We start from the raw sequence: 14,169 nt of genomic DNA, 5'->3' as shown, positions 1-14,169 counted from the left end.
TGGTGTTTATCGTTTAGGTTTTTTTTCTCTGGTTTTCTTGTTGATCATTTTTTTGCAGTCTGCGAGCAGCTGGTTTCTAAACTCCTGCCAGTCGGCGCTGTCTTCAGTTAGCTTGTTATGACTATTGCTGCTGATGTCTGTTTTTATAATTATTTCCCTAATTTCTACAGGCATATTTTATAAATATTCAGGTTATGAAAGTTCAAAAAAAGTGTAGGCTAATTCGATGCTCTCAATTGCAAGATCATTCCCATCAGATTTAAGATCCGATACAGAATACTTGACGGGGTAAGCCTTATGAAAGGTCCATTTCACACAGGTTTTACCTTTTTCGTCCAAGAGGCTCACCAGTACATCTTTGGTCTGGATGGGCTTGGCCAGTCCGGCAAATACGGAGTCCGAAACCCATTTAATCAACTTTGAGCCCTTGGGAACCATGGCCCTTTTTAGCACTAGGTTTTGGGTGGAAGAGACAGTTGGAAGGCGGTACTTAAATCTGTTTTCCCCACCACTTACCACTTCTTCCACACTCATTTCTTTCGAAATGCCAGATACTTCCTGAAAGGCAGCATCTTCGCCTTTGAAAGACAATTGAAACCTGAAGCTGACCGGATAATTACTTGCCATTCTTAATGATCAGTTGCTCATGGGCAATTTCAATAGTATCAACAGCCACTTCATTGCCATCAGATTTCAAATCCGTACTAGAGATTTTTGTAGGCCATGCATTATTTAGTGTCCATTGCATAGTTACCTTTCCATTTTCATCGAGCAATTTGATGATCACCGTTCTTCTTTTTATGGTGTTCATGGAAATCTGTTTATGCCAGTTCCAGAAGGTATTATCGTTGACAAATACACCACGTTTCATCGTGATGTTTCCATATTTGACAATACCGGGCATTTTTTCTGTTGAAAAGAGCTTGCTGTTGCTCTTTCTATACTCAATGATTTGGTTTTCGACATCCATACCGGATACTTCCTGAAAGGCTACTCCTTTTAGTTCTGTACCAAGGTCTACTTCAAATCTAAACTTTGGCATGGGCCATGTTGCGCCTTCCTTACTTCCATCATCTGCCATAATATATTTTTTTAAGAGGTTAAAATTCTAGTTTATAATGTTGAGCTTAACTCTTCGCCATTTGTTGTTCGAAGGTCAATACAATAAATTCTGCAGGATGTACGATGGCCACCTTCACGGTAACTTTCATAAATCCTTCGAGGATATCTTCAGGAGTCATAGTTGAGCCCAGGCCGCATGCTACCGAATAAGCATCTGCAGCAGAGGCACCTTGTAACCCGCCTTCTTTCCAAATACCATTTAGGAAACTGGAGATCATAGCAATCACGCCTTCCCAGGTATTTTTGTCATTGGGTTCGAAGACATAAGCTTGTGCAGCCAGCTTACAAGATTGTTCCAAAAATGTCATGGTCCTTCTCACTGGCAGATATCTCCAGTCAAGACTGTTACCATCCAATGTTCTGGCGCCCCAGATCAAAATACCGAGTCCGTTAAAAAACCTGATAGCATTGATGGATTTACCTGAAACGGCATCCACATTCAAATCTCCTTGTTGGGTCTCTGACAGCCGAATGGACAAGCTGGCTGCCCCTACAATAGAGGTATTTGCGGGCGCTTGCCATGGGCCTACTTCATCGTCTGTTTTGGTGATCACACCGGCCATGGCCCCACTTGGAGGCAGTAGGTTGGCATCCTTGAGTACGTGCTTGATGATAAGTCCATACGTTTTGCTGGCATTGATCAAGGCACTGCTATTTTGACTTACAGTGAGTTTGTCAAGGTTGCCCAATATGGTTGATACATTCTTGTTTGGGGCACTTGGAGGGTTGATTAGGGGCTCTAGTTGTTTGGTGTCCCCGCCAAATAAGTTGGTGTAGTCTATGTCTGTGCCTTGCATGATCGTAGTACCAATAAATGGGTAATAGGCAGTCCCAAATTTCAAGCCATTGGCTCCTACGTTATTTCTGAAGGTTTCAATGTCTTTGGTGTATAATATAGGATCTGGGTTGCGTCCGCCAATTATATCCAGTATACTGATGGCGGTACCCATTTCCGAGTTTTGTAAGAGCATTTCCTGCATAAGTGTGCCATTGGCTGCGGGTGGCAAGAGTGTAGCTTCAGGACAGATGTACATAGTGGGTTCCTCCTCGTTTTTCAATAAGGCCAGTCCATTCATCAAGTCGTTGAGCTTCACATTTGCGTTAACTATCTGGTCACCGGCTGTCATAGGATTACCAGATGGTGCACCATAGCCACCTACGGAAACAATGTAGGCATCACCGCCACCATTTTCGAAAAACAACCGAATACTATTGTACATATAATAGATTGTGTTCGGATCGGGTACGATAGAGTAATAGTCCCCTCCAATTTGCATGTAATCACCTTTTTCGGGCTGACTTTTTTCCTTGACCAGATAATACTCAGGATTGTACTGCTTGACTGGGCTGGCGGGCGCTGGAGGATTTGGGAGGCAGTAAATGGCCTGAAATTGTGAAAAAGAGCTGATCTTTTGAGGAATATTAGTGTAAGATTTTCCCTCATAGGACGCTTGTGGTGTGTATCCAATAAATGCTGGAACAGCGGTAGCCACTGGCACTACGGCATTTCCAAAGGCACTCACTTCATTGATATAAACGCCCGGTGTTTTAATGGTAGCTAAATTCATGATTAATAGTTATCGTTAATATTTTATACATATACATACATCGATGATACCGCCACATTTTTGCCGGCGATTGTCTCGATTTCAAGCTTGTTAGGATTTGGGGTAGGCAAACCGTCAAATACAACTTTGCCGGAAGTTCCCTTTATACCAGTAGCGCGTGAATTTTCGTTGATTAGTTTAAATTTGTACTGTGCTACATCGCTGAGTGGTAGCATTTTTTCCCCTGTTGTGAACTTTAAGGCATTTTGACCATTGTCTAGTCTCACACCGATCGGGCCTTTGAACAGCACATTTTCTTTTCCAGTAATTTTTGGGTGGTCCAGTCTGATTCCGTTTCGATTGACTATGAAATAATTCCACCTGGCCTGCCTGGCCTTGAACCTGATACAAAAATTAACTTCCTTACTTGCTTGGTGAAGGTTTATCAGGTCTTCAAATCTTACTGATAGACAGGCAAAGGATAGGCCATCCAGACTATTTTCATATCTGGCTGTAATTTCCCTGATCTCATCGTCAGATGTGTTTTCTGTATGACTAGTATCGTAGGCTATGGTTTTGTTCCAGTCGAGAGGTAGGTCGGTTATGATGCTTAAGTTAGTTCTACTGGAAACGACGTTAAAATCTAGACTATCCTGATCAGACACTTTTTGTATGTAGGCCAACGAGTCAGCTGCAGACTCAAACCGACCGTAAAGCGTGTATACATTTTGATTTTCGGATAACTTCAGGCCAAACCGCTGCATGGCATTTTGTGTGGACTCATGAGGTAAGAGCTGAAGCCAGGCGCACATGTTGTCATGGAAATAGGTATGTTCTATGGTCAGTGAAAAAAGCTTGATGTAAGACTTGGCGCTCATGGTTTGGTATCTATTTGTGATTCGCTTATGGAGGTAGTAACACCTGTCATCTGATTTGCAAAGATTTCAATCAATCTCATTTTGTAGACTACTGACGGAGTATACTTGGCGCCCATGGCGCTCCATAAGTTGTGTGTTTGAGAGTAATCCAGTTGTTCCAGGTCAAAATCAAGTTTGTGTATACCTTCAGGCAAATTGGTCCCGCTGCTGCTATCAATAATCTGATTGATTTGGAAGAACAGTATGCTAGCATTGAGAAACTTCAATGTTTCCTGATAATCATCAAACTGAGATGACACCAGCAGATAAATATTGAACCGGTCTGAAGGGGTAAGGTCTGCATATTGACCATTGCTCAATTTCTGTTTTTTAAAATAATAGGGCTGATTGGTTTCCTGCTCAATATTGATCAGGGATATGATGATCTTGTTCTGATTAGCCTCCGGCACATTCCCATGGGGATCTGTCAGATTGTTGATTTGAACAATACTATCCGAAAGGTCAAACCGATTTCTTAAAAATTGGTCCAGAAAATTTCTGGTAAAAAGTAAGGACTGTTCTATCATTTGATCTCTTTTTCTTTCGTGATGTCTCCAAATCTATTTGGAGGATAACACGACTTTGTGAAATTATTGAGTATAACAGGCCTGAGAAAATTCTGTCATGTACCTTTCATACACAAGCTTCTATTGACCTCAATAAACCGTAGACAAAACGTGGACAAGGTCAAAAATTGGCTTATGAACAAGCATAGTATCACTTATGCAATGGATAACACGTAATTGTGCAGGTCAATTTCTTTGGGCAGAACCATCTTCTTTTTCAAACGATATTTGTGGGTCCGCACACTTTCCTGATTAATACCAAGTAGTTTTCTGATGTCATTGTTTGACATGTTCATTTTGAGATAGCAGCAATACTTCAAATCAATGGGAGTAAGGTCGGGGTGCTTTTCAGAAAGAACAGAGATAAAACCAGGGTTTATTTCTTCGAAATAGAGTTTGAAGTCTTCCCATAAGGTCTCATCCAAAAGAGAAGAGTCAATGGAGTTCACAATGGAGTTTAATTCTGATCTCACCTGATCATTTACATTGGAGTAAAGCAGCTTCACCCTGCTTTTTACTTTCGTCAGTAGGTCATTTCTTTGTTCCAATTCCAGCACATACTTACTCTTGTTTTTCGGGTTTTCTGAAGAGGGATGATTTGCATAGAGGACGTTTTCGACAGCAGTATTTTGGGGCTTTGATTGGCCTTCAAGTAGCCGCAAGACTGATTTTATGCCGGATTTCACATAGCCGGGTTGTGGGATATGGCCAAAGTCAAAAGTAAAAATGGCTGAGTTAGAAAATTCGATTAACGTTTTGCTGTCTACGGTCTTGACGTAAGATAAAATAGGTATGTGCTTTTCTCTAGAAATAGATGCCAGCTCTTTCAGTAAGTTATAATTGTTTTTAAAACCTAAGATCAGCAGCGAGGGGGCAAAGCTCTTGACTATTCCCAAAATGTTGTGCTCACTGGTTACTGAAATAGTATTCAATCGATAGGTTTTAATATCATCAATTACCTGCTGAATGCAGGATAACGACGCGGTATCGTCGCAGCCTATAATGATTGATTTTTCTTCGAGCATGTTAGGTCAGGTCGTTAACTATGTGCTGGACTATCTGAACAATATTTCGATGAATTAGGTAGCATCATCAAAATTGTAAACAGTTAATCTGCAACAATACTCACCTTTACTTGATTATTAATCGGAAATTTTAGTTTCAAAATAATTATCAAAATCTGAAATGAGCTATAGCAAAGGGCGTGGTTGGTTTCCGAATTGCTAAGGTCAAAATAGTAAAATAATTCAAAATCAATTGTTTATATGACCAGATATGAAGCTAAAATGGAGGTGATTTTCAGAAAAACTTCTTTTTGTACAAGAAATTACCCATTTAGTTTAATGTGAGGTTAGCTTTTATAGGAGTTTGATACGGTTTGTTCAAATATTAACCGGCCATGCCAACGACGTATACAATTTGTAGACGACATGAAAAAAGCACTTTCTGCCAATTATATTGGCCGCTCTTTTTATATACTTTTGATTGAGTTGAAAAATCAGATGACAATATGTACAATGTTTTATTTTTTTTAACAATCGCCTTGTTCACCTCATCTTGTATAGGTGGGGAAGATGAATCAACATCTAATGAATCGCTTCTTGATATTGGGTTTTTAGAGGAGAAATCAAGAGAGTTTTCAGATAAGGTTGATGCTATGGATATTTTTAAGAGCAATTCAGGCAAGCATTATGGAATCGATGTTTCGCATTGGCAGGGAAATATTCTCAAAGATCTTAGCAAAAGAGATAGCTTAAGGTTTATTATATGTAAGGCTACAGAAGGCGACTACTATGTAGACCCGGACTTTCGGAACAATTGGAATGAAATAAAAGCTCGAGGACTTATCAGGGGTACTTATCATTTTTATATGTGTGCGGACGACCCATTAGATCAGGCAAATCACTTTACAACAACAATTGCTGATATCACATCTACAGATATTGCACCTATTCTTGATATCGAACAGGGCAGTATGACACCTGATGTTTCAGGAGATCAAATGGTAAAGGACATTTTGATTTTTCTCAAAGCAGTAGAACACAAATTGAACCGTAAGCCAATCATTTATACCGACTACATCTTTGCTCAACAGTACTTTAAAAACCCAGAGCTCTCCAAGTATGACTTGTGGCTGGCTGAGTGGGAAAGCGAAGTCAGCCCGCGGCTGCCTGATGTATGGGAAAAGAAGGGATATAAAATCTGGCAAAAGAGTGCGAGCTATGATGCATATTCAAAAGTATTGGACCTGGATGAGTATTCAGGCTTGTTAAGAGACATAGTTGATTAGACCAAAATCAAATGAACCTATCCAAAAAGTACCCAATAATATTAGTTGTTATTCTAATTGGCATTTCCGTATTAGGGCTGTTCGAAAAGCAGGCCCTGACATTCGTAAGTGGGGTTTTTGAAAAGAACCTGCGATTTATCGAACTAACCGCTGAAGTTAAATTGGTCATCTCAGGGTTGAGTTCAATAAAGCTGCCTTTTATAGAAGGCATGACTTCGGACTTGGATCAAGGCTTGGGCAAAGTGCTGGAATACCTGTTAATTACTGATATCATTTCTTTCCTTCAGGTTATGCTCCTGTCCATCAGTAAAAGCTGGATGCTTAAATTGATAATGGTTGTTTTGTTTCTGCTGAGTTTTGTTAAGAGCACCAAAGCCATTTGCACCAAATTGTTAATCCTTTCTCTGTCACTCAGTCCCGGACTAGCTATTTACTCCTTGGGTGTTCAACAATTGGCTAAACAATCCTCTATTGATTTTGGGGAGAAATATCTAAAAAAACTGGAGACTCAGGTTGACGGACTCAAATCAGACAAACTGGCATTGATGAAGCAGCATCAAAGTGACCTGACCAAAATCAAAAATGGACAGAAGGGGATTCATATCTTACAAAAGTTTAGGGAAGATGTTTCTTACGACTTTAAACGGGTAAAAAATGATATTCATGGGTTGCATACACATATCAGACTTTTTATTCGTGAGGCTGGTCATGAGATGAAAAGCAAAATCTATGGATTTTGTAGTATGATTCTATTTTGCATGCTTGTTTTGCCTCTTGGGTATGCACTGATTATTTATATGTTGATCAGCTCCTTGTTTAACATCAATAGCACACATCTCGGACTCATGGCTCATCAAGCAGCTTCTTCAGACCCTGAAAAACCATCTGGTGGACCTACATTTGGACAGAAGTTCAAAAAGGTATTTAACGTATATCTTGAAGAGTTTCATTCTATTAAGAATAAAGCTGCGCAATCAAATCTTGTTCAGACGACTGTGAATGAGGTTGAGTCTATCGAGCATAATATAGCTTCTAAGGTTGAAGCTAGTGTTGGTAACCAAGTTGAGCACTCAAAACCTGATGTGCAAAAAGAAGCGCCCCAAACACAATCAAAAGTCACCGTAAAAAAAACATCCGAATCTAAGGACGGAAACAAGCCTCCTGAGACCGCATCCGAAAAACCTCGACAAGGAGGCAATCCATCGAAGCTTTCGATTTAACTTAAAATCTCCTGAGCTGACCGCTTTACTACGCTATAAAATGAAAAAGTCAGTACAACGTGCTGACTTTTCGTTTTTAAGTGACCTTGTCAGGATTCAACGCCAGACGGCCAGTCCTGAAACCTCCTGAGCCAAAAATGAATTGCGTTGATCCTTCAGCTTCAGCGTTCAGAATTCCGAAAGACAAACCATGGCTCTTTTTAAGAGGATGAATTTGTTGTTTTAGTGTTTTGTAAAAACAAGTTTTGCTTACCACTAAAACAACAAAACCCCAGCATTTGCTGGGGTTTGTCTCTACTCGTGACCTTGTCAGGATTCAAACCTGAAACCTCCTGAGCCGTAATCAGGTGCTCTATTCAGTTGAGCTACAAGGCCAAATATTTCTGCAAATATAGCTGAGTCTATGAGTTTGTCTCAACCATTTAAGAGTATTTTCATTAAAAAAAAGACTGCCGTTGCCGTCCCGAAATACTTGATCACCAACCAGCGGTTTTGTATATCATGCCACCAAAGTACCACCCAGGGTTTGTAAAACAATCCTATGAGTAGAAGTACAAATGAACTGTAGCATAAAAAGGAAGTGATGTATTTGATCGCTTCCACAGCGCTGACCTATAGTGAACGTTTGATTTCTCTCTGTTCGAATCCTTCGATCACGTCACCTACTTTGATGTCATTGAAACCTTTGATAGAGATACCACATTCGTAGCTGTGTTTCACTTCGGCGACATCGTCTTTGAATCGCTTCAATTGTCCGATCTCACCTTCGTAAGTCACAATACCATCTCTAATCAATCGGATGCTGTTGGCACGTTTCACATAACCATCAGTTACATAACAACCAGCCACGGTACCGACTTTAGAAATCTTAAACACTTCACGAACTTCGATGTTACCAGTGATCACTTCCTCTACGGTAGGTGCAAGTAGACCTTCCATAGCATCTTTCACCTCATTGATCGCATCGTAGATGATTGAGTATAGTCTGATTTCAACTTCTTCAGTTTCAGCGATTTTCTTAGCACCTCCTGATGGACGTACCTGGAAACCAATGATAATCGCATCCGAGGCTGAAGCCAACAGTACATCAGATTCAGAAATCTGACCTACACCTTTATGGATGATGTTTACCTGAACTTCCTTAGTAGAGAGTTTTAGTAAGGAATCAGACAATGCCTCTACAGAACCATCCACATCACCTTTTACAATTACGTTCAATTCCTTAAACGAACCGATAGCCAAACGACGACCTATTTCATCAAGTGTAATGTGTTTCTTAGTCCTGATACTCTGCTCGCGCTGAATCTGCTCACGTTTGGTAGCAATTTCTCTTGCTTCCCTGTCAGATTCCATCACGTTGAACTTATCACCAGCCTGAGCGGCACCATCGAGGCCCAGCATCTGTAGCGGGGTGGATGGGCCAACCTTTTTCAGTTTGGCACCTTTGTGATCGAACATAGCCTTCACCTTACCGAAGTAAGACCCTGCCAATACCACATCTCCAATTTCTAAAGTTCCGGACTGTACCATCATAGTAGTCACATATCCGCGTCCTTTGTCTAAAGTAGCCTCTATAATAGATCCAACAGCTTTTTTGTTAGGATTAGCTTTTAGTTCTAATACTTCCGCTTCAAGTAATACTTTTTCAAGTAGATCTTCTACACCTTGTCCAGTCTTTGCTGAGATTTCCTGACATTGGTATTTACCACCCCAGTCTTCCACTAAGATATTGTTGGACGATAATGCTTCCTTAATCTTGTCAGGGTTCGCATTTGGCTTATCAATTTTATTAATCGCAATGATGATTGGCACTCCTGCCACTTGGGCATGATTGATCGCCTCTTTTGTTTGTGGCATCACATCATCATCCGCAGCAACCACGATAATTACAATATCGGTGATTTTTGCACCCCTGGCTCTCATCGCCGTAAAGGCTTCGTGACCTGGTGTATCAAGGAATGCGATTTTCTTACCAGATTCTGTTTTTACATCGTATGCACCAATGTGCTGTGTGATTCCTCCGGCCTCATCATCAGTTACTTTAGAATCTCTGATATAATCCAATAAGGAAGTTTTACCGTGATCTACGTGACCCATAATGGTTACAATCGGTGCACGTTCTTCTAGTGTTTCCTCAGCATCTGTTTCTTCAATTACATCAACTTCATCATCTTGCGTTGTAAAATCTACACTGTAACCAAATTCATCCGCGATAATGGTGATAGATTCAGCATCTAGACGTTGGTTGATCGAAACGAACATACCTAAGGTCATACATGTAGAGATAATGTCATTTACAGACACATCCATCAAGCTGGCCAGGTCATTAGCAGATACGAACTCAGTCACTTTTAGTGTCTTAGATTCTTCCTGCTCCTGCATTAGCCTTTCTTCCTCGGCATCCGCTACAGCTGATCTTTTCTCTTTTCTGTATTTTGATCTACTTACGTTTGAGCTGGTTTTGCCACCACTCAACTTAGCAAGTGTTGCTTTGATCTTATCTTGAATTTCTTTGTCAGTCAATTCTTCCTTGACGACTTTTTTCTTGCCTTTCTCGAAGCGTCCTCCGCCACGTTTGTCACCTCTGCCGCCACCAGCATCTTTCTTCGATGTGCTGATACGTTTTCTTGGGCGTTTTTTGTCTCCTGAGGTGTCTGATGATGCCACTGGCTTGCCTTTGTCACCTTTTGCCGGTGTTTTTGGCAGCTCAATTTTACCAAGTACTTTCAATCCTCTGAGTGAGTCAGCTTTAGCTTCAATAGTTTTATTTCCAGCTTCAGCCTCTGGCTTTTCTTCCGCTGCGGGAGCTTCTGGTTCTGGAGCTTTCTCCTCTGCTTTAGGAGTTTCTTCAACTTTTGGCGCTTCCTCTTTCTTAGGTTCTTCTTTAGGCGCCTCTTCTTTCTTAGGTTCCTCTTTCTTGGCCTCTGGCTCTGGAGCCTTTTCTTCTACCTTAGGAGTTTCCTCTTTTTTAGGCTCTTCCTTCTTAGGTTCTTCTTTTTTCTTCTTGTCTCCAAGATCAATTTTGCCAACTACCTTGATGCCTTGCAACTTAGGACTGTCCACAGATGACTCGTCTGCTTTTTCAGTCTCTTCAGGCTTTTCTTCTACTGCAGGAGCGTCTGCGGCAGTTTTGTCGGTAATTAGAATTTCTTCTTCTTTAACTGGCTCTTCCGGTACAGGAGCAGTTTCCGCTTTGATTACTACATTGTCTCCGGATTTGGATCCAATAGAAAGGCTACTTGCCTCCTCTTTTTCATGTGCGGAATCAGCATATTCTTTTGCAAGAATTGCGTACTGATCCGGGGTAAGCTTGGTGTTGGGGCTTCGCTCTATTTCATGCCCCTTTTCAGACAAGAATTCGACGACGGTGTCTATACCGACGTTGAGCTTTCTTGCTGCCTGATTGAGTCTTATCATTTTACCTTCAGCCATAGTCAATTAAAAAGTATTCTTTCTGATTAAAATAATCAGCTTATTGTTCAAATTCTTGTTTTAAGACACCCAACACATTGTTGATGGTCTCTTCTTCCAAATCGGTTCTTCTGAGCAATTCTTCAGTAGAAAGTGACAAGACACTCTTTGCAGTATCCAAACCGATTTTTCTCAACTCGTCGATTACCCAATCTTCGATTTCGTCGGTGAATTCTGCCAATGCTACATCCTCCTCTTCTAGTCCGTCTAGTTCTCTGAAGACATCAATCTCCATGTCTACCAGTCTGCTCGCCAATTTGATGTTTTGTCCACCTTTACCAATGGCCAGGGAAACCTGGTCTGGCTTTAGGTAAACAGAAACTCTTTTGTTCTCTTCTTCTACTTTGATGCTTGTGATCTTGGCAGGGCTTAGCGCTCTGGTAATATACAAGTCCAAATTGTCTGTGAAGTTAATCACATCAATGTTTTCATTTTGCAATTCACGAACAATACTGTGAATCCTTGATCCTTTCATACCTACACAGGCACCTACGGGATCAATTCTGTCGTCGTAAGACTCTACAGCTACTTTTGCTCTTTCGCCTGGTTCGCGTACTACTTTTTTGATGGTAATCAGACCGTCATAAACCTCTGGTACTTCACTTTCGAAAAGTCTTTCGAGGAAAGTAGGAGAGATTCTAGACAGGATAATTCTAGGATTGCCGTTCACGATCTCTACGCGATCTACGATAGCTCTGACCGAATCGCCTTTTCTATATCTGTCTTTGCTGATTTGCTCAGACTTAGGAATTGTCAATTCGTTTCCTTCACCATCAATCAACAATACCTCTCTACTCAAAGTCTGGTACACTTCACCGTTGATGATTTCACCAACAAGATCCTTATACTTTTGGAATAGAATGTCTTTTTCGAGGTCCTTGATTTTTTGAATCAGGGTTTGACGTGCAGTCATTACCATTCTTCTACCGAAATCAATCAATTTCACCTCTTCAGCTACTTCTTCACCGATTTCGAAATCAGGCTCTATTTTTCTAGCGTCTGTCAAACTGATTTTGTCGTGATCCCAGATGTCTTCTGAGTTGTCATCAACAATTTCTCTAAACCTCCAGATTTCAAGGTCACCTTTGTCAGCATTGATAATGATGTCAAAGTTGTCATCATACTCAAACTTCTTTCGGATCATGGTTTTGAATACATCTTCGAGTATTCTAATCATGGTAGGACGGTCTACATTTTTGCTTTTTGCAAAATCCGAAAACGACTCTATTAATACAGAACTATCCATTTTATTATTTGAATGAAACTAGAACAATAGTTTTATTTATATCTTCAATATTGATGACTTTGGTTTCAGTGGTTTTCTTCTTTTTGTCAATCAAAATTTCTAATTCGATTGAAGTGTCTTCCACTTTCTTCAACTGACCTTCCACAATAGATTTGTCGTTCAAAGTCACTTTTACATTCTTGCCAGTGTTTTTGACATACTGTCTGTTCAACTTGAGGGGATGATCTAATCCAGCTGAAGAGACTTCTAAGGTCAAAGGTTCGTTGAGCTCAATTTCCTCATCAATAAAATGAGAAACCGCTCTACTCACCTCGCTACACTTTTCTATAGTTATTCCTTGATCACCATCCAGCAACACAATCAGCTTGCCACTGCGGTCATTACCTTTTTTGATAATATCTACTAAAAACAGGTCTTCCTGCTCAGAGAGGATATTTTCGACAACAGTTTGTACTTGATCTACGATGCTTTCAGTCACAATTCCTACTATAAAAAGAGGGGACTGAAGTCCCCTCGTTCAAGAAATCTATATTTCGAATGCAAATGTAGAGGAATAATCCATCAAAACAAATATTTGAGTGTAATATGGAAGATTTCAGTTACCCCAAAAACGAAATCAAAACGCCTGCTGCCACAGCAGAACCAATCACTCCAGAGATATTGCTGGCCATGGCGTATTGAAGCAGATGATTGGATGAGTCGTGCTTCAGGGCAATCTCATTGGCTACACGAGAGGCCATGGGTACCGCAGATAATCCAGTGGCTCCTATCAGTGGGTTGATTTTCTTTTTGGCAAACAGATTATAAACTTTTACTGCGAAGATGCCGCCCGCTATTGAGATGGCAAAAGCAATGAAGCCGCCGACTACTATCATAATGGTTTCTACATTTAAGAAGGCTTTGGCGGTCATGGTGGCGCCTACGGTGAGTCCGAGGAAAATCGTGGCTGCGTTCATGATGGAATTGGATGCCGCATCGAATAACCTAGAGGTATTACTACCAATTTCTTTAACCAGATTGCCAAACAAAAGCATGCCGACGAGTGGAACAGAGGAGGGTACCATAATAGAAACAATAGTTCCCAAGGCAATAGGAAACAGGATTTTAACTGCTTGTAAATTTTTAATGGCAGTACTTGAAGGATAGAGTTTATCCTGTTTTTTCATGTTGATGGTTAATTCATTTTTACTCATGGTAAGCCTGACTACAAAAGGAATAATTACAGGAACTAGCGCCATATAGGAGTAGGCAGCGATAGCAATTGGGCCCAGTAAGTGAGGAGCTAATTTAATAGTAGTATAAATAGCCGTTGGCCCATCGGCACCGCCGATAATACCAAGAGCCGCGGCTTCTTTTGGAGTAAACCCCATCGAAATAGCGGCGATCAACACTGAAAAGATTCCGATTTGTGCGGCTGCACCAAAAAATGCTAATCTCAAATTTCTCAGCATCGGGCCAAAATCAGTAAGCGCACCTACCCCCATAAAGATAATTGGAGGAAGAAAACCGGTCTTGATCAGGGCATAATAGAGAAAGTTCATGATGCCATGATGTTTGGCTATTTCCAACAAGTTCTGACCTTCTTGGATTTTGACTACGCCCATCTCTCCTCCTGGAAAGTTGGCCAAAAGGACACCAAAAGCTATAGGTACCAGCAGCAGAGGTTCATACTGCTTTCTAATACCCAGATACAATAGCCCAAAGGCTACCAGAATCATCAAGATGTTTTCAGGGTGAGCCGCCAGGTCACCAATGGCGGTCATTTCGTATACTTTGCGAAGTAGTTCCAT

General features: G+C 40.8%; 13 protein-coding genes and 1 tRNA gene. 2 read left to right on the top strand and 12 right to left on the bottom strand.

The genetic code is table 11. The features are described from left to right. Positions 1-6: 6 nt before the first annotated feature. The 7 genes from ACO6S2_RS20675 to ACO6S2_RS20645 form a co-directional block, all read right to left on the bottom strand. On the bottom strand, positions 7-174 hold the full coding sequence (locus ACO6S2_RS20675) for a DUF5908 family protein (protein ID WP_422360462.1): 168 nt from the start codon (positions 172-174) through the stop codon (positions 7-9). Positions 175-192: 18 nt separating this feature from the next. Next, positions 193-627 carry a phage tail protein gene (locus ACO6S2_RS20670; protein WP_422360461.1) on the bottom strand — a complete coding sequence of 145 codons (435 nt, stop codon included), beginning with the start codon at positions 625-627 and terminating at the stop codon, positions 193-195. Further along, positions 617-1,081 carry a phage tail protein gene (locus ACO6S2_RS20665; protein WP_422360460.1) on the bottom strand — a complete coding sequence of 155 codons (465 nt, stop codon included), beginning with the start codon at positions 1,079-1,081 and terminating at the stop codon, positions 617-619. The genes ACO6S2_RS20670 and ACO6S2_RS20665 overlap by 11 nt, the downstream gene beginning before the upstream one ends. 46 nt (positions 1,082-1,127) lie before the next feature. Then, positions 1,128-2,690, bottom strand: coding sequence for a phage tail sheath family protein (locus tag ACO6S2_RS20660; protein WP_422360459.1), 1,563 nt, complete (start codon positions 2,688-2,690; stop codon positions 1,128-1,130). Between the two features lie 23 nt (positions 2,691-2,713). Further along, positions 2,714-3,547, bottom strand: a complete 834-nt coding sequence (locus ACO6S2_RS20655) for a hypothetical protein (protein ID WP_422360458.1) — start codon at positions 3,545-3,547, stop codon at positions 2,714-2,716. After that, positions 3,544-4,113 (bottom strand): Pvc16 family protein, encoded by a 570-nt coding sequence (locus tag ACO6S2_RS20650; RefSeq protein ID WP_422360457.1) that lies wholly within the window; start codon positions 4,111-4,113, stop codon positions 3,544-3,546. The genes ACO6S2_RS20655 and ACO6S2_RS20650 overlap by 4 nt, the downstream gene beginning before the upstream one ends. A 194-nt stretch (positions 4,114-4,307) precedes the next feature. After that, positions 4,308-5,177 (bottom strand): helix-turn-helix transcriptional regulator, encoded by an 870-nt coding sequence (locus tag ACO6S2_RS20645; RefSeq protein WP_422360456.1) that lies wholly within the window; start codon positions 5,175-5,177, stop codon positions 4,308-4,310. 485 nt (positions 5,178-5,662) lie between these two features. Here ACO6S2_RS20645 and ACO6S2_RS20640 point away from each other — a divergent pair, with 485 nt between their 5' ends. Beyond that, positions 5,663-6,442: a glycoside hydrolase family 25 protein gene (locus ACO6S2_RS20640; protein ID WP_422360455.1), complete on the top strand. Its 780-nt coding sequence runs from the start codon at positions 5,663-5,665 to the stop codon at positions 6,440-6,442. A gap of 11 nt (positions 6,443-6,453) precedes the next feature. Next, positions 6,454-7,662, top strand: coding sequence for a hypothetical protein (locus tag ACO6S2_RS20635; RefSeq protein ID WP_422360454.1), 1,209 nt, complete (start codon positions 6,454-6,456; stop codon positions 7,660-7,662). A gap of 301 nt (positions 7,663-7,963) precedes the next feature. Here the strand turns inward: ACO6S2_RS20635 and ACO6S2_RS20630 are convergent. The 5 genes from ACO6S2_RS20630 to ACO6S2_RS20610 form a co-directional block, all read right to left on the bottom strand. Next, positions 7,964-8,037: transfer RNA gene (locus tag ACO6S2_RS20630), tRNA-Arg, on the bottom strand. Positions 8,038-8,274: 237 nt separating this feature from the next. Continuing rightward, a complete protein-coding gene (gene infB / locus ACO6S2_RS20625; RefSeq protein ID WP_422360453.1) occupies positions 8,275-11,094 on the bottom strand; it encodes a translation initiation factor IF-2 in 2,820 nt (939 codons plus the stop codon). 40 nt (positions 11,095-11,134) lie between these two features. Beyond that, on the bottom strand, positions 11,135-12,379 hold the full coding sequence (nusA, locus tag ACO6S2_RS20620; protein ID WP_422360452.1) for a transcription termination factor NusA: 1,245 nt from the start codon (positions 12,377-12,379) through the stop codon (positions 11,135-11,137). Positions 12,380-12,383: 4 nt separating this feature from the next. After that, entirely contained in the window at positions 12,384-12,857 is a 474-nt protein-coding gene (gene rimP / locus ACO6S2_RS20615) for a ribosome maturation factor RimP (protein WP_422360451.1), read from the bottom strand. Positions 12,858-12,978: 121 nt separating this feature from the next. Then, positions 12,979-14,169 (bottom strand): sodium ion-translocating decarboxylase subunit beta, encoded by a 1,191-nt coding sequence (locus tag ACO6S2_RS20610; RefSeq protein ID WP_422360450.1) that lies wholly within the window; start codon positions 14,167-14,169, stop codon positions 12,979-12,981.

Origin of the sequence: Reichenbachiella sp. (genome assembly GCF_965233835.1) — a bacterium.
In the GTDB taxonomy this organism is placed as follows: domain Bacteria; phylum Bacteroidota; class Bacteroidia; order Cytophagales; family Cyclobacteriaceae; genus Reichenbachiella.
This window is presented reverse-complemented; position numbering and strand designations above follow the sequence as displayed.